This is a genomic window from Flavobacterium sp. ZE23DGlu08 (genome assembly GCF_030505335.1).
In the GTDB taxonomy this organism is placed as follows: Bacteria; Bacteroidota; Bacteroidia; order Flavobacteriales; family Flavobacteriaceae; genus Flavobacterium; species Flavobacterium algoritolerans.
Map to the genome: position 1 here is coordinate 2,219,085 of NZ_CP130045.1, position 25,236 is coordinate 2,244,320.

Annotated in this window: 17 protein-coding genes; 9 read left to right on the forward strand and 8 right to left on the reverse strand. The window is 35.4% G+C overall.

Going from position 1 to position 25,236, the window contains the following annotated elements; all coding sequences use genetic code 11:
• The first annotated feature begins 192 nt into the window (after positions 1–192).
• The gene (dusB, locus tag Q1W72_RS09660) at positions 193–1,185 is read left to right on the forward strand and encodes a tRNA dihydrouridine synthase DusB (protein ID WP_099714146.1); all 993 of its coding nucleotides are present in this window, start codon (positions 193–195) and stop codon (positions 1,183–1,185) included.
• 38 nt (positions 1,186–1,223) lie between these two features.
• On the opposite strand, the gene Q1W72_RS09665 is transcribed toward dusB, so the two are convergent.
• From Q1W72_RS09665 to rbfA, 3 genes are all read right to left on the reverse strand, one after another.
• On the reverse strand, positions 1,224–2,651 hold the full coding sequence (locus Q1W72_RS09665) for an MATE family efflux transporter (protein WP_099714147.1): 1,428 nt from the start codon (positions 2,649–2,651) through the stop codon (positions 1,224–1,226).
• 165 nt (positions 2,652–2,816) lie between these two features.
• A complete protein-coding gene (locus Q1W72_RS09670; protein WP_099714148.1) occupies positions 2,817–4,016 on the reverse strand; it encodes an ABC transporter permease in 1,200 nt (399 codons plus the stop codon).
• A 3-nt stretch (positions 4,017–4,019) separates the two neighbouring features.
• A complete protein-coding gene (rbfA, locus tag Q1W72_RS09675) occupies positions 4,020–4,412 on the reverse strand; it encodes a 30S ribosome-binding factor RbfA (RefSeq protein ID WP_099714149.1) in 393 nt (130 codons plus the stop codon).
• A 241-nt stretch (positions 4,413–4,653) separates the two neighbouring features.
• On the opposite strand from rbfA, the gene Q1W72_RS09680 reads away from it, so the two are divergent.
• The 6 genes from Q1W72_RS09680 to Q1W72_RS09705 all read left to right on the forward strand — a co-directional run bounded on the left by Q1W72_RS09680 (position 4,654) and on the right by Q1W72_RS09705 (position 14,454).
• Positions 4,654–7,845, forward strand: coding sequence for an exodeoxyribonuclease V subunit beta (locus Q1W72_RS09680; protein ID WP_099714150.1), 3,192 nt, complete (start codon positions 4,654–4,656; stop codon positions 7,843–7,845).
• A gap of 45 nt (positions 7,846–7,890) precedes the next feature.
• Entirely contained in the window at positions 7,891–9,090 is a 1,200-nt protein-coding gene (kbl, locus tag Q1W72_RS09685; RefSeq protein ID WP_099714151.1) for a glycine C-acetyltransferase, read from the forward strand.
• Between the two features lie 127 nt (positions 9,091–9,217).
• Complete coding sequence (locus Q1W72_RS09690) at positions 9,218–10,651, forward strand: OmpA family protein (RefSeq protein WP_302134965.1); 1,434 nt, start codon at positions 9,218–9,220, stop codon at positions 10,649–10,651.
• A gap of 63 nt (positions 10,652–10,714) precedes the next feature.
• Positions 10,715–13,480: a PD-(D/E)XK nuclease family protein gene (locus Q1W72_RS09695; RefSeq protein WP_302134967.1), complete on the forward strand. Its 2,766-nt coding sequence runs from the start codon at positions 10,715–10,717 to the stop codon at positions 13,478–13,480.
• A 66-nt stretch (positions 13,481–13,546) separates the two neighbouring features.
• A complete protein-coding gene (locus Q1W72_RS09700; RefSeq protein WP_099714154.1) occupies positions 13,547–13,786 on the forward strand; it encodes a hypothetical protein in 240 nt (79 codons plus the stop codon).
• Positions 13,783–14,454, forward strand: a complete 672-nt coding sequence (locus Q1W72_RS09705) for an ATP-binding cassette domain-containing protein (RefSeq protein WP_099714155.1) — start codon at positions 13,783–13,785, stop codon at positions 14,452–14,454. Before Q1W72_RS09700 ends, Q1W72_RS09705 begins: the two co-directional genes overlap by 4 nt.
• Here the strand turns inward: Q1W72_RS09705 and Q1W72_RS09710 are convergent.
• Positions 14,451–15,233 (reverse strand): alpha/beta fold hydrolase, encoded by a 783-nt coding sequence (locus Q1W72_RS09710; RefSeq protein WP_099714156.1) that lies wholly within the window; start codon positions 15,231–15,233, stop codon positions 14,451–14,453. The genes Q1W72_RS09705 and Q1W72_RS09710 overlap by 4 nt on opposite strands.
• A 106-nt stretch (positions 15,234–15,339) precedes the next feature.
• Here Q1W72_RS09710 and Q1W72_RS09715 point away from each other — a divergent pair, with 106 nt between their 5' ends.
• On the forward strand, positions 15,340–16,545 hold the full coding sequence (locus Q1W72_RS09715) for an AbiH family protein (RefSeq protein ID WP_158234586.1): 1,206 nt from the start codon (positions 15,340–15,342) through the stop codon (positions 16,543–16,545).
• Positions 16,546–16,579: 34 nt separating this feature from the next.
• Here the strand turns inward: Q1W72_RS09715 and Q1W72_RS09720 are convergent, their stop codons facing one another.
• Positions 16,580–17,380: a TIGR00266 family protein gene (locus Q1W72_RS09720; RefSeq protein WP_302134972.1), complete on the reverse strand. Its 801-nt coding sequence runs from the start codon at positions 17,378–17,380 to the stop codon at positions 16,580–16,582.
• Positions 17,381–17,776: 396 nt separating this feature from the next.
• A complete protein-coding gene (locus Q1W72_RS09725; RefSeq protein WP_099714159.1) occupies positions 17,777–19,069 on the reverse strand; it encodes an aminopeptidase P family protein in 1,293 nt (430 codons plus the stop codon).
• Positions 19,070–19,286: 217 nt separating this feature from the next.
• Here Q1W72_RS09725 and Q1W72_RS09730 point away from each other — a divergent pair, with 217 nt between their 5' ends.
• Entirely contained in the window at positions 19,287–22,124 is a 2,838-nt protein-coding gene (locus Q1W72_RS09730; protein ID WP_099714160.1) for a glycosyl hydrolase, read from the forward strand.
• A gap of 72 nt (positions 22,125–22,196) precedes the next feature.
• On the opposite strand, the gene aceA is transcribed toward Q1W72_RS09730, so the two are convergent.
• Together aceA and aceB are read right to left on the reverse strand one after the other, a co-directional pair.
• Positions 22,197–23,477, reverse strand: coding sequence for an isocitrate lyase (gene aceA / locus Q1W72_RS09735; RefSeq protein WP_099714161.1), 1,281 nt, complete (start codon positions 23,475–23,477; stop codon positions 22,197–22,199).
• Between the two features lie 47 nt (positions 23,478–23,524).
• Positions 23,525–25,126: a malate synthase A gene (aceB, locus tag Q1W72_RS09740; RefSeq protein WP_099714162.1), complete on the reverse strand. Its 1,602-nt coding sequence runs from the start codon at positions 25,124–25,126 to the stop codon at positions 23,525–23,527.
• Between the last annotated feature and the right edge of the window lie 110 nt (positions 25,127–25,236).

The window sequence follows — 25,236 nt, forward strand, 5'->3', positions numbered from 1 at the left end:
AAAGGAAAAGGATTTTCACTGCTATCCCTCACGCAATCGCCAAACAGCGACAATTAATCTGCAAATATAAGCTAAATTCAACAGTTTCAAAGTCCCGAATTCGCAAACTAATCGGTTTAATACTAAGTCTTTCTTCTTTCTTCTTTTATCCTTTCATCTAAAAAACGTAATTTTGCACCAAAATAAATGAAGATGGTCAAGATTGGCAACATAATATTACCCGAATTCCCTTTACTTCTCGCGCCTATGGAAGATGTGAGCGATCCGCCTTTCCGCAGATTGTGTAAAGCTCATGGTGCCGATTTGATGTATTCGGAATTTATTTCTTCCGAAGGATTAATTCGTGACGCCATCAAAAGCCGAATGAAATTAGACATCTTCGATTACGAACGCCCTGTAGGAATCCAAATTTTTGGTGGTGACGAAGAAGCAATGGCCATGTCCTCCAAAATTGTTTCCGCAGTAAACCCAGATTTAATAGATATTAATTTTGGTTGTCCCGTTAAGAAAGTCGTTTGCAAAGGCGCTGGTGCCGGTGTTTTGAAAGATGTAGATTTAATGATTCGTTTGACTCAGGCTGTTATAGATAGTACCCATTTGCCGGTTACGGTAAAAACGCGTTTAGGTTGGGACGATAATTCCATTAATATTGATGAGGTTGCTGAGCGTTTGCAAGACATTGGCGTAGCCGCTTTAAGCATCCACGCCAGAACCCGTGCCCAAATGTATAAAGGTCATTCCGACTGGTCGCACATTGCCCGAGTAAAAAACAATCCTAGAATCACAATGCCAATTTTTGGAAACGGCGATATCGATTCTCCGGAAAAAGCATTACAATACAAAAATGAATATGGCATTGACGGAATCATGATTGGTCGTGCAGCTATTGGTTACCCTTGGATTTTTAATGAAATCAAACATTACTTCAAAACTGGAGAACATTTGCCAAAACCCACCGTTGTCGATAGAGTTGAAGCGGTGCGCAACCACCTCACTTGGGCAATGGAATGGAAAGGAGAAAGACTAGGAATTGTTGAAACGCGTCCTCATTACACCAATTATTTTAAAGGAATTCATTCTTTTAAACCCTACAAACAAAAATTAGTAACGCTGGATCGTCCTGAAGAATTATTTGCTGCTTTGAATGAGATTGAAGAGGCATATGCAGGATACGAGGTTGTTTAAAATAAAAAAGGGCTTAACAATTTGTTAAGCCCTTTTTGTTATACTTCTATACGTTTCCACTTCCCCCTTTTGTAAAGAACGATACTTGCTAAAGTAATTGCGGTTTCGGCTATAGGAATCGCTATAAAAACACCTGTTGGTCCCATTTTATAATATTTGGATAATAAATAAGCCAATGGAATTTGGAACAACCAGAATCCGAAAAAATTAATCATTGTTGGAGTCCAGGTATCACCGGCTCCATTGAATGTATTAATTAACACCATTCCTATTCCATAAAAAACATATCCCAAACACATGGTTTGTAATGCTTCAACGGCAATCTTTTGAATAATAAGATCATTTGTAAAAAATGAAATCAGGGAACTGGCAAAAAACAATGTGATAACTGTAATAATTGCCATAAAAATTACATTGTATTTTGCGGTCGTAAAAACGGATTTTTCGGCACGTTCAATTTTTTTGGCACCTAAATTTTGACCCACCAAAGTTGCAGCAGCATTACTTAATCCCCAAGCAGGAAGAATAAAAAACATCATGATGCGCAATGCCGTTTGATATCCCGCCGAACCATGATCTCCACCCGTTGTGGCGACTAATTGAGCCAAAAATATCCAACTGCAGGAAGCAATTACAAATTGTAATACTCCAGGAGCAGCGATTTTTACCAATGCTTTTATTTGTTCCAAATCTGGAATGAAATAAGAAGGTATAATTTTCAATATTCCCCTGCCATTAAATAAATGATACAATTGGTACAAAACACCAATACTTCTGCCTATAGTTGTTGCCATTGCTGCACCCATTAATCCAAAAGCAGGAATAGGTCCAAATCCATTAATTAATATGGGACATAAAATAATGTTGCAAATATTAGCCAACCAAAGACTTTTCATGGCAATGGCAGCATTTCCTGCACCACGGAATATTCCGTTAATAAGAAATAAAAGCATGATGCATAAACTTCCGCCCATCATAATTCGAGTGAAGTTTAGCCCATATTCAGCAGCTTCAATAGAGGCTCCCATAAATAACAAAATATCTTTGGCATAAATAAAACCAAAAATGCTGATTATTGTGTTGATAACAAATGCAATAATAATGGCTTGCATTCCGGATTTTGCAGCAGCAACAGGATCTTTTTCGCCAATTCTACGAGCAACAACCGCAGTAGCAGCCATACTAATTCCGATAGCAATAGAATAAACAATCGTGATTACCGATTCGGTTAAACCAACCGCTTGAATAGCATAACTGCTTTGCTCTAAATGACCAACAAAATATAAATCGACTAAAGCAAAAACGGATTCCATAAGCATTTCCAATACCATCGGAATGGCTAGAAGAATTACTCCTTTTTTGATGCTTCCAGACGTGTAATCAAAAGATTCATCTCCTTTGATAGCTTGTTTTAATGTTGCAAAAATTCGAGAAAATAAGTTTTTTTCTATTGTTGTTTCTGTCATGATAAATTAGGATTAATAAGATGAAAAGTCCAGACGTATTAGCTGGACCTAAAAGTAAATAAAGTGGCCCTAATTATTTAGAAATAAAGAAGGACTAGACAGAAACTATCATAGCGTTTAGATTTTAAGAAAGGTAAATGTAAATATTCTTTTTAATTAAAAAAATTAATCCAACAACTTCTTGCTCACGCGACTACTTGCAATTAAGGAAGCAATAAAGCCTAGTGCAACGATAGTTCCCATGACGATTAGTACGTTTTCGAGAGAAAAAATTACTGGATACGCCAGTGTAGGAGTAATCATGACCAACTGAAAATATTCTTGTAACAACACAATAATAATTCCTAAAACCAAGCCAATAATTCCGCCGAAAACACTCAATAAAGTGCCTTGAAGCAGGAATATTTTTCGTAAATCCTTGATTTCGGTTCCAAGATTAAAAAGGGTTTTTAGGTTTCCTTTTTTGTCTAAAATCATCATAATTAACGCGCCAATCAAGTTAAAAAGTGCCACAACTATCACCAAAGTAAAGATTAAATACACGGCAATATTTTCGGTATTCAACATTTTATAGAGCGATTCGTTGAGTTGCGCCCTGTTTTTTACGGTGATTTTATTGTTGAAAATAGTTTGAAGTTGTTCTGTAATTACACTTTCGTCAGCATCGGTTTTTGTCTTGATTTCAATCCCGGAAACCTGATTGGTTTTGTATTCCAATAATTCCTGCGCTAAACCTAAATCAGCAAAAACATATTTCGAATCTAAATCTTCGCTAATGGCATAAATCCCAACAGGAATTAGATCCGTTTTGTTAAAAGCTTCTTCTGGATTTTCGATAGCGCCTTTTCCTGGCTTTGGAACTAAAACTTCTAATTGACGATTAAAATCCAGTAATCCCATGGAGAATTTTTGGGAAATTCCGTAGCCCACAACCACTTGATACGTATTTGGTTTCAACCATTGTCCATTGAAAAGTTTTGTTTCTATGGCATTTACTTTACTGAAATTAGAATCAACACCTTTCAAGTAGGTAACTTCCTGTTTTCCGTCAAAAGTGAATAAAACACGCTCTTCAATAATTTTAGTATACGAAACCAAACCGTCAATTTTCTTGATTTGGCTTTCTTGATTTGGAGAAATCAAAAAGGATTTTCCCAGAGTACTGCTTATTTTTAGGTCGGGGTCAATCTCATTCGTAAACGAAAGACTAAAAACTTTCAACCCGCTAAAAACAGATAAAACCACAAACAAAGCCATTGCGCCAACAATAATTCCCATGCTGGCAATGCGATTGATAATATTGATAGCATTATTTTTACTATTGCTACGAATGTAGCGTTTGGCTATGTAAAGGGGGAAATTCAAATTTTATTGAAATCTGCGTTTGTCCAAAAGATCTCTGTTTTCGATAGGATTATCTCTGTTGGCTAAGGCGTTGTCAATTTTTTCAATGTAATCCAAAGAGTCGTCAATAAAGAAAACCAAATTTGGAACTTTTCTTAATTGTAAGCGAACACGTTGTGATAAATCATGCTTAATGTTTTTAGCATTGGACTTCACCGCCTCTAAAATCTCTTTTGCTTTGTCCTGAGGGAAAACGCTTAAATGCACTGTCGCTACTGATAAATCTGTAGTCACAGTAACCTTGGATACCGAAATGATTAAATTAGCCAATCCGTTTTTTCTCACTTCACCTTGCAGAATATCAACCAAATCTTTTTGGATAACCCCACCTATTTTTTTCTGTCTATTTGTTTCCATGCTGCAAAAATACTACTTTTAAGTTTTATCCCGAAGTTTCGGGGCAAATTTTAAAAGTAACCTATTAATACGTGTGTTTTTAGAAGCTATTTCCTGCTGTTCACTATATCTTTTTATAAAGTGAAGAAAAATCACCTTATAAAAAGGATGCCGTTTCCATCAGGGCTAGGAGATATGAGAAATTAGGACGCTAATTCTAAATCAGAAATCTAAAATCGTTAATCAGAAATCTAAAATCTTAATGCAAAGACCTTCATTCTCCATATACGACGCATCGGCAGGCTCCGGAAAAACCTATGCGCTTGTCAAAGAATACCTAAAAATTATCCTTGTCGCGCCAAAAAATGATGCCTACCGAAACATTCTCGCCATTACGTTTACCAACAAAGCGGTTCACGAAATGAAAAGCCGAATCGTAGGCAGTTTATCCGAATTTGCTAAAGACGAACCCAGCGAGAAAGCGCAGAATTTAATGCAGGATTTGGTGAATGGAAAACGAAAAGAAAATAATCCTGAAGAATGGAGCGAAGAACCAATAGGACTTTCGATTATTGAAATCAAAACGAAATCCCAACAAATCATTAAGCACATTATTCATAATTATGCCGCTTTTGATATTTCGACCATTGATAAATTTACGCATAAAGTGATTCGGGCTTTTGCGCATGATTTGAATTTGCCCATGACTTTTGAAGTCACTTTGGATACCGAAAATTTATTGATAGAAGCCGTCGATGCTATTATTGCTCAAGCTGGAGAAGATGAAACATTAACAAAATTGTTAATTGATTTCACGATGGAAAAAACCGATGATGATAAATCTTGGGATATTTCTCGGGAAATTCTCGAAACGGGTCGATTGGTTTTAAACGAAAATAACAGAAACGAAATCACCCATTTTCAAGATAAATCCATCACTGAATTTGTCGAAATAAAAAACAAACTTTCCGAAGCCTGCAAACACTTAGAAAAGCAAACTATTATTTTTGCAGAAGAAGCGCTAACGGTAATTGATAAAAACGGAATTGATGTAAAATCTTTTTCCAGAGGGACTTTTCCAAATCATATTACTAGTATTCAACAAGGGAAATTCAATCCCAAGAATAAAACTTTTCATGAGTTTGATGATATTGCAATCAATAAAACGGCAAAAGATCGAGCGATTATTGAAAATCTTATTCCTGAATTTTTGTTAATTCTTACTAAAGTTTACACAGCTTTCGAAAAGATAAATTTCTATAAAGCGTTCCTGAAAAACATTACGCCATTATCATTACTAAATACCGTAAGTAATGAATTAACCAAAATTCAGGAAGAGCAAAATGTACTTTCTATTTCAGAATTTAATGCGATTATCCATCGCGAAATTCAAAATCAGCCGGCACCTTTTATATATGAACGATTGGGCGAGCGCTACCGTCATTTTTTTATTGATGAATTTCAGGATACTTCCGAAATGCAATGGCAAAACCTGATTCCGCTGATTGATAATGCGCTTTCGGGTCAGGATGATTTTGGAGTAAAAGGAACTTTGATGATTGTTGGCGATCCAAAACAATCTATTTACAGATGGCGTGGCGGGAAAGCAGAACAATTTATCGAGTTGAGTAAAGACCAAAATCCGTTCAATAACCCAGACAAAAGACTCGAACATTTAGATAAAAATTACCGCTCTTATTCACAAATAATCGAATTTAACAATGATTTTTTCAAATTGATTTCGAACGAATTCGAACATTTGGATTATAAAGATTTGTATGAAAATCACAGTCATCAAAAAACGAATGACAAAACCGGTGGATACGTAAATATTTCTTTCATTCCAAAAGTAGAAACTTCGGAAGATGAAGAAACGTTGGACAAAACCGATTTGTATGTTTTAGCGACATTAAATACGATTCAAAAAGTACTGCAACAAGGCTTTCAATACAAAGATATTGTGATTCTTACTCGGAAACGAAGTCAAGGAATTGCGATTGCGAATTATTTGACCGAGCAACGGATTCCACTTTTGTCATCGGAAACTTTGATGATTCAAAATGCCACCGAAGTTCGATTGATTATTCATTTATTGAAATACCTGAAAAACAGTTCTGATTTGGAATCCAAAGCAAATTTTCTTCAATATTTAGCGCAGAACAGTCAGGATAAATTACCTATTCATGATTTTATCGCTCAAGGAATGGCGTTGTTTCAAGAAGCTGATTTCGAAAATTGGTTGATGAGTTTCGATGTTTCGCTTTCGTTTCAAAACATTAGAAAAAAATCATTGTATGAAGCGGTGGAGACAATAATAACAAAGTTCCTGAACCCAAAAATTAGTAATGCCTACGTTCAATATTTCCTGGATATTGTTCTGGAGCGAGATATTCGCAATCAAGCAGGAATTTCGGATTTCTTGAATTTCTGGGATAAAAATGCGGAGAAATTCAGTATTCCGTCTCCAGAAGGTACTAATGCAGTTCGGATTATGACGATTCATAAATCGAAAGGATTGGAATTTCCGGTTGTTATTTTTCCTTTTGCAGAAGAAGATTATAGTCTAAAGCCAAAAGATAAATTATGGCTCAACGCGGAGGAACAAGATTTTGGTTTGCCAAAAGTATTGATTGACAATAGTAAAGCGGTGGAAGGATTTGGAGTCGAAGCTGCGGAGGTTTATAATCAAAAAAAGCAGGAAGAATTATTAGATAACATCAATGTTTTATACGTTGCTTTGACAAGAGCTGAGGAGCAATTATATGTGATTTCGAATATGAATTTATCCAGTAAAGGAGAAATTCCAAAGAATAATATGTGTAGTTTTTTTATTAATTATTTGGATAATAAAGTTGGGTTTGATGAAAATAAATTGGAATATGAATTTGGAAATCCAGCGAAATTATCTTCAGTAAAACAACACATCGACACTTCAAAAACGATTCCTTTGGTTTCTGAAATTCTGAATCCAAAGAATATAAAAATTGCGCAACGAGAAGCATTAATGTGGGGAACGCATCAGCAGGAAGCTATAGAATACGGAAATGTGATTCATGAGATTTTATCTTTTGTCAAAACGAAAAATGATGTTGATTTGGCAATTACAAAGTCTATTGAAAATGGATTGATCACTTTTGCTCAAAAAGAAATAGTTTTTAATACGATTCAAGAAATTGTCAATCACAGTGAATTAGGAATTTGTTTTGCCGAAGGAAATGAAGTTTTGAATGAACAAACTATTATTCAAAAAGAAGGTAAAACCATTAAACCGGACCGAATGGTTTTAACAAAAAACAAAGAAGTGTTATTGCTGGATTATAAAACAGGAACACATAATGTGAAATACCAACAGCAATTGGAAAATTATCAAACAGCAATTGAGTTAATGGGATATAAAGTGATAAAAAAAGCACTTATATATATAGGAAAAGAAATCGATGTAGTAAATTTGTAGCTTGAGATATTTATAAACATAAAACGAATTAATAAACACTAACTAATGTACGGAAAAATAAAAGAACATCTTCAAGCAGAATTACAAACTATTGAAGATAATGGAATTTTCAAAAAAGAAAGAATTATCACTTCGCCTCAAGGAGCAGAAATCACTATTTCTACAGGAGAAACTGTTCTGAATTTTTGTGCTAATAATTATCTTGGATTGTCATCACATCCAGAAGTAATTCAGGCTGCAAAAGATGCTTTGGATACACATGGTTTCGGAATGTCATCGGTGCGTTTTATATGCGGAACTCAGGATATTCACAAAACATTGGAAAGAAAGATTTCTGAATTTTATGGTACTGAAGATACTATTCTTTACGCGGCAGCTTTTGATGCTAACGGCGGAGTTTTCGAACCTTTATTAGGGGAAAACGATGCGATAATTTCAGATAGTTTGAATCATGCTTCTATCATAGATGGTGTTCGTTTGTGTAAAGCTGCTCGATATCGTTATGAAAATAGCAATATGGAAGATTTGGAGCAACAATTAATAAAGGCTACTGATGCAGGAACTCGTTTCAAGTTGATTGTAACAGATGGTGTTTTCTCTATGGATGGTGTCGTAGCTCCTTTGGATAAAATCTGTGATTTAGCAGATAAATACGATGCGATGGTTATGGTAGATGAATGTCATGCTGCCGGATTCATTGGTGCAACCGGAAAAGGAACGCTCGAGGCAAAAGGTGTAATGGGTAGAGTAGATATTATTACCGGAACATTAGGCAAAGCACTTGGTGGCGCTATGGGTGGTTATACGACTGCCAAAAAAGAAATTATCGAAATATTGCGTCAACGTTCCAGACCGTATTTGTTTTCTAATTCTTTGGCGCCAGCAATTGTTGGAGCTTCTATTAAAGTTTTTGAATTATTAGAAAAGGATACTTCATTGCGTGATAGATTGGAATCGAATACTAACTATTTCAAAGAAGGAATGAAAAAAGCTGGTTTTGATATTATTGATGGGGACTCTGCTATAGTTCCGGTTATGCTATATGATGCAAAATTGTCACAAAAAATGGCAGAGGAGCTTTTGAAAAAAGGGATTTACGTTATTGGTTTCTTTTTTCCAGTAGTTCCTAAAGATAAAGCGAGAATTAGAGTACAGTTATCTGCAGCACACACAAAATTACACCTAGATAAGGCTATCAGTGCTTTTGTTGAAGTTGGTAGAATGCTAAATGTTATAGAATTTTGATTTGAAGTTATATAATTTCCACTTTTGACAGTTTTTATGGGTTTTTTTTAACATTTAGTTTTGTAGTTAAAAATTTACGCATTACTTTTGTTTATAATTAACTAAATTGTAATTAAAAAAATTAAGTATGAAACATCTTAACAAACTTTTAGTTGCTGTAATGATGGTGATGGGATTAAGTTCTCAAGCACAAGACAGTAACAATCCATGGGCAATCTCTTTTGGAGTTAATGCCGTAGACACTAAAACTAGTGCTGGTGGAGGACATAATTGGCTAGATCAACATTTTTCTCAACCATTCGCAATTAAAGACAATTGGAATATTCTTCCTTCTGTGTCTTATTTAAGTGTATCTAGATACGTAGGAGATAATTTCTCTTTTGGACTTTCTGGATCTGTGAATAAAATTGACAAATATGTGAGATTTGCTCCAACTGCAGTAGGTCATGATTCTCGTGGATATGTAGTTTCTAACCCAGGTGATTTAATGTACTATGGTGTTGATGCAACTATCAAATATAGTTTCATGAATTTAATTAGTTCTAAAGTTATTGATCCGTCTCTATCTGTTGGTGGAGGTTATACTTTCTTTGGTGATAGTAGCTACGGAACTTTAAACCCAGGAGCTGGATTAACTTTTTGGTTTACTGAAAATGTTGGTTTAGAACTTGCTACAAAATATAAAAAATCTTTTGGAGATAGAGAAGATGCAGCTGGAGTTCCAGATGCACCATCACATTTTCAACATTCAGCTGGACTTATCTTCAAATTCGGAGGTAAAGATACAGATGGTGATGGAATTTATGATAAAGATGATGCTTGTCCAGAAGTTGCTGGTTTAAAAGAATTCAACGGATGTCCTGATACAGATGGAGATGGAATTCAAGACAGTGCTGATGCTTGTCCAGAAGTTGCTGGTTTAGCTGCATTGAACGGATGTCCTGATACTGACGGAGATGGAATTGCTGATAAAGATGATGCTTGTCCAGAAGTTGCTGGTTTAGCTGCATTGAAAGGTTGTCCTGATACTGACGGAGACGGAGTAGCTGATAAAGATGACAAATGTCCAACTGTTGCAGGTCCTAAAGAAAACGCAGGTTGTCCTTGGCCAGATACTGATGGAGATGGTGTTTTAGACAAAGATGATAAATGTCCAGAAGTAAGAGGTACTGTTGCTAATCAAGGTTGTCCAGAAGTTTCTGAAGAAGTTATGAAAACTTTAAACAACTATGGCAAAATTATCTTGTTTGATTCTGGTAAAGCTACTTTCCAAAAAGGTACTTACACAGTTTTACAATCAATCACTTCAATCTTAAAAGAATATCCTTATTCAAGATTTATGATCGAAGGTCACTGTGATAGTGATGGTAGTAATGAACTTAACCAAACTTTATCTGAGAACAGAGCTGCTGCAGTTAAAAATTATTTAATTGAAAACGGAATTGCTGCTGATAGACTTAGATCTACAGGTTTTGGTGAAACTAAACCAATTGCAACTAACAAAACTGCAAAAGGAAAAGCAATGAACAGAAGAGTTGAAATATCTTTGATTAAAGAATAATTTCTTTCTAAAATATTTATTAAAACGCCCCGATTTATCGGGGCGTTTTTTTATTTTTATAGAATGACAAATACTTCTTTTTTAGATAAAATAGCCACAGTTTTAATTGAAAATTATTTAGGCAATCTTTCCAATGCGATTGTAGTTTTACCAAACAAACGAGCTAAAATATTTCTGATTGAAGCGTTAAAAAATCAAGTTTCAACTAATATACTTTCTCCCGAGATTATAAGTATCGAGGATTTTGTGCAAAACATTGCGGGAATCCGAACCATAGATCCTATTGAGCTATTATTTGAATTCTACGAAGTCTACTTATCTATTACCGATAAAGCTAATCAACAAACGTTTGAATTGTTTGCCAATTGGGCAAAAACGCTGTTACAAGATTTTAATGAAATTGACCGCTATTTATTAGAACCATCACATGTTCTTTCGTATTTGAAAGATATCGAGGATATTAAAAAATGGGGAATTGAAGTCGAAAATAAAACGGTATTATTAGAGAAATATATCGATTTTTGGAAATTACTACCCAATTATTATCAATCACTTTATACACATTTGCTAAACAAAGGAATTGGATATCAAGGCTTGATTTATCGTGAAGCAGTTAATAATCTAAATCATTTTTCGAATTCGTTACAAGGTAAACAATTCCTGTTTGCCGGTTTTAATGCATTAAATGCAGCCGAAGAAAAAATAATCCAGCACCTTATCGCTTCTGATCAGGCCAAAATATATTGGGACGTAGATCAAACATTTCTCAATGATCCGTATCACGATGCAGGGCTGTTTGTGCGACGTTTCAAAGAAAGTTGGAAACATTATAAACTACATCCGTTTGAATGGATTGTAAATGATTTTTCGCAGACTAAAAACATACAGGTTATTGGAACGCCAAAAACAATTGGTCAGGCCAAAATAGCCGGAAGTATTATTGAGAATGTCATTAATAAAAATCCCAACGGGAAGTTGGATAAAGTGGCTGTGGTTTTAGGCGAGGAAAATCTTCTGGTGCCGCTTTTATATTCGTTACCGTCAAGCGTTGGAGCTTTGAATATCACGATGGGGTATTCAAGCAAGAACAATCCAGCCCAGATTTTGATCGCCAAATTATTCAAAATGCACACGAATGCGTTGTCCAGAAATGCTAAAAGCTATGTCTTATATTACAAAGATGTATTGGATATTTTGACGCATCCTTTGGTGGAGCCGTATGCGAAAGCCAGCGCGCTTGTCCATACTATCAATCAAAATAATTATACTTTTATTACGCATCATAAATTGATGGAATTGAATGTAATTCCAAGCGAGTTGTTTCTCTTGTTATTCCAAAAATGGGAAAATGGTTCGATTCCGGTATTAGAGACTATTTCTAAATTATTGCAAACCATAAAAGAAAATTTAAGTAACGACAACGAAGAAGAAAAAATCACAAAGGCTTTTGTTTTTGCCATTTTCAAAGTCATCAATAAACTGATTAATTACTATTCCAAGCACGAACATATCGATAAAATAGAAACGCTTTATGCCATTTACAAACAAGTAATTGATTTAGCCGAAGTTTCTTTTGAAGGAGAACCTTTGAATGGTTTGCAAATTATGGGAGTCTTAGAAAGCCGTGTTTTGGATTTTGACACCGTTATTGTAACTTCAATGAATGAAGGGAAATTTCCGGCGGGAAAATCACAAAATTCGTTTATTCCGTATGATGTGAAACGTGAATTGGGGTTGCCAACTTTCAAGGAAAAAGATGCCATTTATACCTATCATTTTTATCATTTGTTGCAACGTGCCAAAAATATTTATTTACTGTATAATACTGAAAGTGAAGGTTTGGATGCGGGTGAAAAAAGTCGATTCATAACCCAACTCGAAGTCGAAAAGCAAAAAAATCATACATTGACACACGAAATTTATAATGCTGTTTTACCCGAAACAGCATATCAACCGATGGTGATTCCAAAATCGGAAAGTGTAATGTTGCGATTGAAAGAAATTGCAGAAAAAGGGTTTTCTCCATCGGCATTGACGAGTTATATCCGGAATCCAATTCAGTTTTATTTCCAGAAGATTTTACGCATCAGCGAAGTCGAAGAAGTCGAGGAAAATATTGCCTTGAATACGTTGGGAACCATTATCCACGAAACTTTGAAAGTTTTGTATGAACCTTTCATTGGCAAATTTATTTCGGAAAGTGATATTTTAAATTGTTTCAAACAAATTGACGCTGAGGTTTTGAAGCAATTCAAATTGGTGTATAAAGAAGGCGAAATCAAAAAAGGTCGAAATTTATTGGCGTTTGAAGTTGCTAAACGAAATGTTTCGAATTTCTTAAAAGTAGAACTGGAAAGTATAAAGAACGGAGATGCAATAAAAATTCTAGCGTTAGAACAAACTTTCGAGCGACCATTACATCATCCTAATTTGCCTTTTCCGGTATTGATAAAAGGAAATGTGGACCGAATTGAAGAGCGCAACGGAATTATTCGAATCATTGATTATAAAACAGGAAAAGTAGAAAAAGCAAGTGTCACATTGAAATCTTGGAAAGGATTAACCGAAGACATTAAAAGCGATAAAATCATTCAGGTGCTCGCGTATGCTTATATGTATGAACATGAGGCAAAAGGAAAGCCAATTGAAGCAGGAATTATTTCTTTTAAGAATTTAAAGGCAGGTTTTCTTCCGTTTAATTTTAAAGAAGACAAAGAAATAAATTCGATTATAAATGAAGAAATTTTGAGTAATTATTTAGAGCAAATGGTTCTTTTATTGAGCGAAATTTTAGACGAGAATATTCCTTTTGAAGAGAAAATAATTTAAACAGAGTTCCCAATCAGAAAATTAGCCAACATCTTTGAGTTTTACAAAAGTACATTGACGATAAACGTGTCAATAAGTGTTTTGGCATGGGTTTTTGGAGGGTTTGAAACCTTCAAATACGTGCTTATTATTTTTGGTTTCTTCATCAGTATTTTGATAAAAGAAGTGAATGCTAAAAATGAATACCTGTTTTATTACAACAACGGAATCTCAAAACTGCATTTATTCATCTATGGTTTTCTAATGAATTTTGTTTTTTCGTTGATGCTGATTTTAGTCATTAATTTAGTAATCAAACTCGTATGACTAAAAATATTTTAGAAGTAGACAGTGTTCAAAAACAATATGATGGAAAAATCATAGTTTCCGATGTGTATTTGAAATGCGAAACGGCTGATATCATTGGTGTTTTAGGAAGAAATGGTTCCGGAAAATCTACTTTGTTGAAAATCATTTTCGGAATTGTAACTGCCGATTTTAAATTTGTTCGAGTTGATGGCGTCGTGAAATCAAAAACTAGAGATTTACTAAATGAAATTAGTTATTTGCCTCAAGATAATTTTATTCCAAATTCATTTTCGATAAAAAAGACAATCTTATTGTCGATTGCCAAAGAGAAATTACAGGATTTCTATGCTGATGAAATGATTCAATCGATGTTAGATAAAAAAATAAAACATTTATCCGGCGGAGAATTACGGTATTTAGTGATTAAATTAATCCTGAATAATGCGTCAAAATTTGTTTTGTTGGACGAGCCTTACAATGGTTTATCGCCCATAATGATTGAAAAAATAAATGAATTAATTACAGAAATGTCCAGTGTAAAAGGTATTATTATCACGGATCATAATTATGAAAATGTGATTAAGGTTTCCACAAAACTAGCGTTGATGAAAGAAGGAAAAATGCACCACTTGAAAGACAAAAGCGAATTGGTTGAAAAAGGGTATTTGAAATCAGGAATGATTTAGATGCTTTTGAAAAAAGCCAACAATACAATCAATAATTGGTCCTGGTTTTCAATATGACTCATGTGTCCGTCCGGAAAAGTCACCAGTTTTACTGCAGTGTTTTCTATCTGTTCTTTGGTTTCTTCGTAATTTAAAACAGGATCTTTTTCTCCAAGAATTAATAATTTAGGATAGGGTGTAAGATGCAACAACACTTCCCGATCTTGTCGTATTTTCATTCCTTCCAGTGACGCAACGATTCCTTGAAGCGGTGTTTTTAAAGCTTCTTTTTTTACGCTTTCAATTTCGGATGAAAGTCGTTCTCTGTTGGATTCACTGAATAAGTTTGCAATAGAAAGTGAAACAAAATTCATAAAAGATTGTTTTACCGCTTTAATAGCTCGATCCCGATTTGTTTTTCGTTCCTCGCTGTCGGCTCTAGCGGTCGAGTTTAATAAAACCAATCCTTTTATGGTGTCAGGATATAATTCGGCGAAAGCCAAAGCCACATAACCACCCATAGAATGTCCGACAAAAATGGCTTTCCGGATGCGTAATTCCGATAAAACGGCGTGAACCGCATCGGCATTATCTTCCATCGTTTGAACGTAACTCAAACATTCCGTTTCTCCATGTCCCAATAAATCAATCGTGATAACGCGGTTTTTTTTAGCAAACTCCGGAATATAAAAATCCCACATGCCTTTGTTTTCCAAGAAACCATGAAGTAAGACAATAGCGGTTCCTTTCCCGGTATCGGAATAGGAGATGTTGGTATTTTTAAAGAGAATTTGTTTCAAAATGAAAATTTAGTCTACAAAAGTAACATTTTATTTTTTTAACCATTTAAGAAATATAAGGTCATGTAAGCAATTCATGAATGCACTTGTATTAAAAATAGTATATTTGAGAAAAGCATTTATAAATATGAACAGACTTGTGATTATTGGAAACGGATTTGATTTGGCTCATGGATTGCCGACTTCTTATAAAGATTTTATGAATGATTATTGGAGAAATGTCATACAAGTTTTTGAAAATAAGGATAATTATGAGGACAATCTTTTTTCATTAAAATTAAATATGGTAAGTATAGGAATTGAAGGTCGTAACGAATTTTATAAAGATGTTAAGTGTTATAAAACGTTAAAGCAGTTTGCTGAAAGAAATAAAAAATACTGTATTAAAGAATTTAAGAATAAATTTTTCCTCTATTTAAGTGATGTTGCTATGGTAGAAAATTGGGTTGATATTGAAAATACTTATTATTGTATTTTAAAGGAAAGTGTTAAAGGAGGCTTATCTAAATATAATTATCCTTGGGATGTTTCTAGACTGAATAAAGAATTTGAAGAAGTAAAAATTCTACTTGAAAAATATTTAGTGGATGAAGTAGTGAATAAATATAATTTAGATTTCACAAAAAATCCAAATACTAATTGGCTGAAAATTTACAATTTTCTAAAGCCTATTTCTTTATTAAGTAATGAAGAAAATATTTTAAAGGAATTTATAAGTATTGATGATGTTAATGAAATAAAAGAACATTTTGAAAAAGAACGAAAAGAAGAATTGGTAAATAATTTGTATTTTTTAAATTTTAATTATACTCCAATTACAAGTATTTATCGTGAATTATTAGGTAAAGATGATAAAATAGAAACAAGGATGAATTTTATTCACGGAAGTTTAGGAAATGTTTCAGAAAATAAAATCAATTTTGGTTTTGGGGATGAAATGGATGATGAATATAAGTCGATTGAAAATTTGAATAATAATGAGTATTTAAAGAATTTTAAATCTTTTCAATATCTTCAAAATTCAAATTATAATGATTTGTTACGATATATTGATAATGATAAATTTCAGGTTTTCATAATTGGACATTCTTGTGGATTATCAGATAGAACCTTATTAAACACTATTTTTGAACATAATAATTGCAGATCAATAAAGGTTTTTTACCATCAAAAAGAGAATGGAACTGATAACTACACTGAAATAATTCAAAATATATCAAGACATTTTAACAAGAAGAAATTAATGAGAGAAAAGATTGTAAACAAAACACTTTGTCAACATTTACCACAAATTCAACTTCCCTTAAAATAAAACGGCCTCCATTTCTGAAAGCCATTTTAATTATTTAAAATCGTTTATCTCCATCGAGCAAACTTCCTAATCCGCCTAACAAACTGCCTTCGTCGCGACTGTTCCCGCCGGCTCTTGGAGCAGATGCGATGATTCTGTCGGCTAGTCGGCTGAAAGGCAAAGATTGTACATAAGCTGTTCCCGGTCCGCGAAGCGTGGCGTAAAACAAACCTTCGCCTCCAAAAATAGAATTCTTGATTCCGCCAATAAACTCAATATCATAATCAACATCTTTGGTAAAACCTACGATACAACCAGTATCCACTTTTAGGATTTCGCCTGCGGCTAATTCTTTTTTGGCCAATGTTCCGCCGGTATGTACAAACGCCATTCCGTCGCCTTCTATTTTTTGCATGATAAAACCTTCGCCACCAAACAATCCGCGACCGAGTTTTTTAGAGAATTCAATTCCCACAGAAACGCCTTTGGCAGCACAAAGGAAGGAATCTTTCTGGCAAATGAATTTACCGCCAAATTGTGTTAAGTCAATTGGGATTATTTTTCCTGGATAAGGCGATGCAAAGGAAACTTTGCTTTTGGTATTGTTTTGATTGATGAACGCCGTCATAAAAAGACTTTCGCCGGTTAAAACTCTTTTTCCGGCACTTAAAAGTTTGCCGAACAGTCCGTTTTCCTGTCCGGAACCATCTCCAAAAATGGTTTCCATTTGGATATTATTGTCCATCATCATAAAACTTCCCGCTTCGGCAATTACTATTTCCTGTGGGTCTAATTCTATTTCCACATATTGCATTTCCTCGCCGTAAATGTGGTAGTCTATTTCGTGTGCTTGCATGATTTCTGTGTTTTAAGTTTTTATTTAAAAGTTTTTACCATTAAGAAATTAAGTTTCATTAAGAATCAGAGCTTAATTTTTCTTAATTTCTTTTTGATTCAAATTACATATTGAATATGTTTTAAAAAATAGTTGTTGTTTTAAATAAGTCGGAAGGGTGATTATAAAGTTACAGTTTTACCATGAATTTTGGAATTCGTGTTTTGGAATTATAGATTTTCTCGTTGTAGCGCGCAAGGGATAATAGCGGAAAGCCCACAGTCTTGTCTTTTTGGACGAGACGAGGACTTATAGCGGATAGCCCGACGCAGCTGGAGTTTACGGAAGCTGGGTTGCGCCCAAAAAAAAATCGGTTCACATTGCTGTAAACCGATTTAGTTGTATGTATTTAAGGAATTAACTGTTCATTAATTCTTCGATTTCGTCCACTTCAATTGGGATGTTGCGCATCATGTTGAATGGTTCACCGCTTTCCTGAACGATAATGTTGTCCTCCAGACGGATTCCGAAACCTTCGGCAGGAATGTAAATTCCAGGCTCTACGGTGAACACCATATTGGCTTGCATTGGCTCGGTCAAGATTCCGTAATCGTGCGTGTCCAATCCCATGTGGTGGGAAGTTCCGTGCATGAAATATTTTTTATAAGCGGGCCATTCCGGGTTTTCGTTTTGCACATCGGCTTTGTCAATAAGACCTAAACCTAGTAGTTCTGAAGTCATTAATTTCCCCACTTCGATATGGTATTGTTTCCAAAGTGTTCCTGTAGTCAGCATTTTGGTCGCTTCGTTTTTTACATTTAAAACGGCATTGTACACTTCTTTTTGTCTTTTGGTGTACTTTCCTGAAACCGGAATGGTACGCGTCATATCACTGGAATAATTAGCATATTCAGCTGCAACATCCAGTAAAATCAAATCGCCAGCTTTGCATTGTTGGTTATTTTCGATGTAGTGCAACACATTGGCATTGTTTCCGGAAGCGATAATTGGCGTGTAAGCAAAACCTCTGGAACGGTTGCGAATGAATTCGTGAATCAGCTCGGCTTCGATTTCGTATTCGGTCACGTTTGGTTTCACGAAAGACAATAATCTTCTAAAACCAAGTTCCGTAATATTACAGGCTTTTTGGATTAAGTCCAATTCTTCGGTTTCTTTTACAGAGCGAAGACGTTGCAATATCGGATTACTTTTTGCGACAGTATGTGCCGGATATTTCTCTTTCCACCATTTTACAAAACGGGCTTCACGCGTTTCAGTTTCTACAGTGGCACGGTAATGCTCGTTTGTATTGATGTAAATTGTTTCAGCGTGCGTCATCATTTCGAATAAAACTTTTTCGAAATCCTGTAACCAATGTACGGTTCTGATTCCTGTTACTTCAAAAGCACGCTCTTTAGTCAGTTTTTCACCTTCCCAAATTGCAATGTGTTCGCTGGTTTCTTTTAAGAAAACCATTTCTCTTTGGTGCTCGTATGGCGCATCGGGGAAAAGCAATAAAATACTTTCTTCCTGATCTACTCCGCTTAAATAAAAGATATCGCGGTGTTGTGCAAATGGCAAAGTACTATCGGCAGAAACGGGATAAATATCATTAGAATTGAAGATGGCAACGCTTTTTGGCTTCATCTGAGCCATGAATTTTTCTCTATTTTTTATAAATAAATCTCGGTCAATTTGATGATATTTCATTTGTTGATTTTTATTGTTTTTTATTTGTCAAATGGAATTCGCATAAAGCTAAAATTGGTTTTTTATACCATTTTTTTCTGTGCTCATTTCATAACAATTCGTTTTTATACATTGAATATTCAAAAATACTAACTTTGAGAGAAACGGATGTTAATTACACTATAAAATTTTCAGATAACTATTTTTATGATTAATTTTCCAATTCAAATCAGTTTTTATGAAAAAAATAGTACTCTTTTCTGCCTTCATAGTCCAAAGTGTCTCTTGGGGACAAGTTTCTGCGGAAGCGATTCAGCAATCATTGGAAGCCAAAAAACAAATGGAAAATCAATCGCTTTTTCAGAATGTTGCTTTTGAAAATGTAGGTCCAACGGTGATGAGCGGTAGAGTGGTGGATGTGGATGTAAATCCGGAAAATCCAACCGAATTTTATGTGGGTTATGCTTCAGGTGGACTTTGGTACACGAATAATAATGGGATGAGTTTTTCGCCAGTTATGGATGCGGCGCCTACGCAAAATGTGGGTGATATCGCGGTAGACTGGAAACGAGGAACAATTTGGGTAGGAACTGGTGAGGTGAATTCGTCCCGATCCTCTTATGCCGGAATTGGAATTTTGAAATCCGAAGATAAAGGAAAGACTTGGCAAAATATGGGCTTGTACGACAGCCATCACATCAGCAGAATCCTTATCAATCCATCAAATCCAGATGAAGTTGTTGTGGGTGCAGTGGGTCATTTGTATTCTAAAAATGAAGAACGAGGAATTTATAAAACGACTAATGGCGGAAAAACGTGGAGTAAAACCCTTTATATCGACGATGAAACCGGGATTATTGATGTGGCTGTTTCGCCAAAAAACTTCAAGGTTCAATTTGCGGCTTCTTGGAGCAAAGATAGAAAAGCTTGGGATTTTATTGGGAGTGGCGCCACTTCAGGAATTTATAAAAGTGAGGATGCTGGATTGACTTGGAAACTTTACACGAATGCTGAAAGTGGATTTCCTGTTGGCGAAGGCGTTGGCCGTATTGGTTTAGCGGTGTATGATGATGCAAATGTATATGCCATTTTAGATAACCAATTCAAAAGACCGTTGCAATCCAAAAAAAGCAATTCGTTACCGATTGCGTTTTCAATGCCGGGAGACGAATTCTTGAAATTACCAAATAAAAGTCTGAATTCTATTTTAAAGAATTACGGATTGACCGAAAAATACAGAGCCGAAAATATCAAGCATTGGGTTGAAAACGGGTATTTGCAACCAAACGAAGCTGCAAAAGTAGTTCTGGACGCAATAAATAGTTTGGCCGAAACAGAAGTTATTGGTGCCGAAGTATACAAATCAGGTGACGGAGGAAAAAATTGGACAAAGACACACCAAGATTTTATTGATGATTTCTTTTATTCGTACGGGTATTATTTCAGTGTTATATCTGTTGATCCAAACGATGTGAATAAAATTTATTTGTCAGGTGTACCCATTATAAAATCAACTGATGGCGGGAAAACATTCACCTCCATAAGCGAAGAGAATGTTCACGCGGATCATCACGTGGTTTGGGTGAATCCAAATAAATCTGGGCATTTAATTAATGGAAATGACGGTGGTTTGAACATTTCGTATGATGATGGAGCACATTGGGTGAAAAGTAATTCACATTCCGTAAGTCAGTTTTATGCAGTGAATGTAGATGAGCAAGAACCGTATAATATCTATGGTGGGATGCAGGATAATGGCGTTTGGGTTGGGCCAAGTACTTATAAATATTCATCAGAATGGTACCAAACCGGAAAATATCCATACGAAAATTTGATGGGTGGAGACGGAATGCAAACTCAAATTGACAAAAGAAATCCAAGTATTGTTTACACAGGTTTCCAATTTGGAAATTATTACAGAATTGATCGTGCAAAAAACAAACGTGATTATATTTCTCCAAAGCCAAAAAAGGACGAAAAACCATTTCGATTCAATTGGCAAACGCCTATTTTATTGTCTTCGCACAACCAAGATATTTTATACATGGGATCTAATTTCTTGCACCGTTCGATGAATCAAGGACAAACTTGGACTGCTATTTCGCCTGATTTGACGCAAGGAGCTAAAGAAGGAAATGTAGCTTTTGGAACAATCGCCGCCATCAGCGAAAGTCAATTGCAGTTTGGTTTGCTCTACACGGGAAGTGATGATGGATTGATTCATGTTTCGAAAGACGGCGGTGCGACTTGGAATAAAATTTCGGGAGATTTACCTCAAAACCGATGGGTTTCCAGAGTAGTGGCTTCGGCACACAAGAAAGAAAGAGTGTATGCGACTTTAAACGGATATCGAAATGATGATTTCACCAGTTATGTGTATGTGTCAGATGATTTTGGGCAAACCTGGAAAAATATAGCCAATAATCTGCCTGCAAGTCCAGTGAATGTAATTGTGGAAGATAATGTCAACGAGAATGTTTTGTACGTGGGAACGGACAACGGATTGTATGTTTCGTTAAACAAAGGAACAAGCTGGGATGATTTTTCTAGTGGAATTCCAAACGTGGCCGTTCACGATGCAGTGATTCAAAAGAAAGCAAAAGATTTAGTGGTGGGAACTCACGGTCGTTCAGTGTACAAAGTTAATTTGGAACAAGTGGAACAATTGAATGATAAAGTAATAGCGGAAAATCTTCATGTTTTTGAGCTTAAAAAGATAAAAAAATCAAGAGAATGGGGCAACAGTTGGAGTTCTTGGGCTAAGGCTTCAGAACCAAAAGCAGAGGTTTGGTTTTATTCGAATGAAAATGCAGAAGTGCTTTTGCAAATTGAAAACAGCTTGAAAGAAGTGGTTTATTCTCAGAAGGTAAAAGCTGTAAAAGGACTGAATAAACACATTTATGATCTTTCAATGACTAAAACGGCAGCAGATAATTGGAAAAATAAAGACAAAAAACTAAAATTGGAAGCAGCCAAAAACGGTAAATATTACCTTCCAATTTCAATCAATAAAATAAGTATTCAAAAAGGAAAAGAGAAAGTGGTTACTGATCTTGAAATTATAGAATCAAAATAAACGGTCCTTTTATTTTAAAAACAAAAAACACGATTTCAGATGAAATCGTGTTTTTTTATGGTTGCAGTTTTTCTAAAATTGAGCTACTTCTGTAGAATCTTTCATCGCAGTAGTAGAAGATTTTCCTATTGTTACGGTATTTTGTACTGCATCAAAATAGGATGTCCCTACGAAACCTTGGTGTTTTACGGCTTTGAAACCGTGTTTTTGTAAAGCAAATTCTCTTTCCTGCAATTCAGAATAACCTGCCATTCCTCTTTCTTTGTATGCTTTAGACAATTCGAACATGCTAGTGTTCAACGCGTGGAATCCGGCCAATGTGATGAATTGGAATTTGTATCCCATTGCGGCAAGATCTTCGCGGAACGTTTCCATTTCAGCAACGGATAATTTTGCAGCCCAGTTGAAAGATGGCGAACAATTGTAAGCCAACATTTTTCCTGGGAATTTTGCGTGAATTCCTTCGGCAAATTTTCTTGCGTAATCAAGATCCGGGTTGCTGGTTTCCATCCAAATTAAATCAGCATAAGGCGCATAACTCAATCCTCTGTCAATTCCTTGCTCCACACCACAATTTACATAGAAAAAACCTTCTCCAGTTTTTTCACCCGTGATGAATTTAGCATCTCTAGGGTCAATATCGCTAGTTAATAAGTTAGCCGCATCAGCATCTGTACGAGCAACAATCAACGTTGGCGTTCCCATTACGTCAGCTGCTAAACGTGCTGCAATCAATTTGTTGATGGCTTCTTGTGTAGGAACCAAAACTTTCCCGCCTAAGTGTCCACATTTTTTAGCAGAACTCAATTGGTCTTCAAAGTGAACTCCGGCAGCCCCCGCTTCAATCATCGATTTCATTAATTCGAAAGCATTAAGGTTTCCTCCAAAACCGGCTTCGGCATCAGCAACAATAGGAACTAAGTATTGTTTTTTATCGGTTGTTCCGTTTACTACTTGTATTTGGTCTGCTCTCAAAAGGGCATTATTTATTCGTTTTACTACCAATGGAACACTGTTAGCAGGATATAAAGATTGGTCAGGATACATTTCGCCGGCTACATTTGCGTCAGCGGCAACTTGCCAACCGCTCAAATAAATAGCGTCTAATCCTGCTTCTACTTCTTGAATCGCTTGGTTTCCGGTAAGTGCGCCAAGTCCGGCTACAAAATCCTGAGAATTTAGTTTGTTCCATAAGTTATTCGCTCCAATTCTGGCTACACTGTGTTCTATTTGATAAGAACCTTGCAATTTTACCACTTCTTCAGCAGTGTAAGGTCGCTCAATGCCATTCCATCTTGGGTTCGTAATCCAGTCGGTAACTAATTCTTGAATTCTTGTTTCTGTAGTTTTCATTTTTCTTTTTTTTTGGTTGTTTGTTAATAGGTATTGCAATTGATTTTTTAAATGTATTTGTATCCTGGAATTGTCAAAAATTCGATAAAATTGTCGTTTACGACCAGAATGTCTAATAATTGTTCCGCCAGTCTGTATTTTTGTTTTTCATGATTTTCGTCTCCAACGAGTTTTCTGATTTTTTCAAACTCTTCCATCGCTAATCGATGATAGTAATTTGTATTTAATACTTTTTTATTGTCCAATACCACTCCGTTTTGTAGCCATTGCCACAATTGTGATCTTGAAATCTCAGCAGTAGCAGCGTCTTCCATTAAATTGTGTAATGCGGCAGCGCCTTGTCCGTTGAGCCATGAAGCGATATATAAAACTGAAATGCTGATGTTTTTTCGAACGCCTTCCTCTGTAATTGTTCCTTTTGGAGTTTCCAGCAAATCACTTTCGGTAACGTGTACGTCTTCTCTTTTTACATGAATCTGATTTTTGGTCGGCATGTTTTTATCGAATACCGTCATGGCGAGCGAAACCAAATCCGGATGTGCGACCCAAGTGCCGTCATGACCATTTTTAACCTCCCGTTCTTTATCGGCAATTACTTTGTCGAAAGCTATTTTGTTGGCTTCTTCGTTGTTTTTTATTGGAATTTGTGCTGCCATTCCGCCAATTGCATGAATATTTCGTTTATGACATCTTTGAATAACCAATTGGGAATACGCACTCATAAATGGCGAAGTCATCGTTACTTGATCTCTGTTTGGAACTAGGAAAGCCGGATTTTTTCTTAGTTTCTTGATGTATGAAAAGATGTAATCCCATCGTCCGCAATTAAGACCAACAATATGATCTTTCAATTCAAAAATGATTTCGTCCAATTGAAAACTGGCAGTTATGGTTTCGATTAAAACCGTGGCTTTGAATGTTCCGTTTTTCACGCCTAAATATTCCTGCGTGAATTCGAAAACTTCATTCCACCATCTTGCTTCCAGATAATGTTCCAGTTTTGGAATGTAAAAATACGGTGCCGTTCCATCCTCAATAAGTTGTTTGTGATTGTGAAAAGCATACAAACCAAAGTCAATTAAGGAACCTGAAGCTTGTTCTCCATCAATCAAAATATTTTTCTCAGGTAAATGCAAGCCTCTTGGTCGAACAATCAATACGGCAGTTTCGTTGTTCAGACTGTATTTTTTATTTTTCACAGTGTCTTGAAGAGTGATGGTTTTATTCACCGCATCTTTCAGGTTTTGCTGGCCTGTCATTAAGTTGCTCCAAGTAGGAGAAGTGCTGTCTTCAAAATCAGCCATGAACGTTTTTGCTCCTGAATTCAATGCATTGATAACCATTTTTCTATCGACCGGTCCGGTTATTTCGACTCTTCGGTCTAATAAATCCTCTGGAGTTTTTGCAGCTTCCCAATTACTTTCTCTGATGCTTTTTGTTTCAGAAGGAAATGTTGGTAACGCTCCTGCATCAAATAAATGCTGTTGATTTTTTCTTTCGGCTAATAGCAAAAGTCTTTTGTCATTGAATCTGTGATGCAATTCCGTTATTAAATCAATAGCGTTATCCGTCAAAATTGCTGGATAATGCTCTTTCGTTTCAGGTGAAAACTGTAACGATTTTTCGGTTGTTTCAATAATATCTTTCATGGTTAAAATGTTTTACACGACAATGTTACAAAAAGTTTTTTACAAAACAAGCGAACGTACGCTAAAAATGAAAAATATTTTTTTTGGCGAAAATATTTTTTTAGTATATC

What these genes read in the sequence shown, in the direction of transcription:
- Q1W72_RS09665 (WP_099714147.1), bottom strand. Translation starts at nt 2,651, where the DNA reads ATGACAGAAACAACAATAGAAAAAAACTTATTTTCTCGAATTTTTGCA.
- Q1W72_RS09720 (WP_302134972.1), bottom strand. Translation starts at nt 17,380, where the DNA reads ATGCAAGCACACGAAATAGACTACCACATTTACGGCGAGGAAATGCAA.
- Q1W72_RS09680 (WP_099714150.1), top strand. Translation starts at nt 4,654, where the DNA reads ATGCAAAGACCTTCATTCTCCATATACGACGCATCGGCAGGCTCCGGA.
- Q1W72_RS09690 (WP_302134965.1), top strand. Translation starts at nt 9,218, where the DNA reads ATGAAACATCTTAACAAACTTTTAGTTGCTGTAATGATGGTGATGGGA.
- Q1W72_RS09730 (WP_099714160.1), top strand. Translation starts at nt 19,287, where the DNA reads ATGAAAAAAATAGTACTCTTTTCTGCCTTCATAGTCCAAAGTGTCTCT.
- Q1W72_RS09705 (WP_099714155.1), top strand. Translation starts at nt 13,783, where the DNA reads ATGACTAAAAATATTTTAGAAGTAGACAGTGTTCAAAAACAATATGAT.
- Q1W72_RS09725 (WP_099714159.1), bottom strand. Translation starts at nt 19,069, where the DNA reads ATGAAATATCATCAAATTGACCGAGATTTATTTATAAAAAATAGAGAA.
- dusB (WP_099714146.1), top strand. Translation starts at nt 193, where the DNA reads ATGGTCAAGATTGGCAACATAATATTACCCGAATTCCCTTTACTTCTC.
- rbfA (WP_099714149.1), bottom strand. Translation starts at nt 4,412, where the DNA reads ATGGAAACAAATAGACAGAAAAAAATAGGTGGGGTTATCCAAAAAGAT.
- kbl (WP_099714151.1), top strand. Translation starts at nt 7,891, where the DNA reads ATGTACGGAAAAATAAAAGAACATCTTCAAGCAGAATTACAAACTATT.
- aceA (WP_099714161.1), bottom strand. Translation starts at nt 23,477, where the DNA reads ATGAAAACTACAGAAACAAGAATTCAAGAATTAGTTACCGACTGGATT.
- aceB (WP_099714162.1), bottom strand. Translation starts at nt 25,126, where the DNA reads ATGAAAGATATTATTGAAACAACCGAAAAATCGTTACAGTTTTCACCT.
- Q1W72_RS09695 (WP_302134967.1), top strand. Translation starts at nt 10,715, where the DNA reads ATGACAAATACTTCTTTTTTAGATAAAATAGCCACAGTTTTAATTGAA.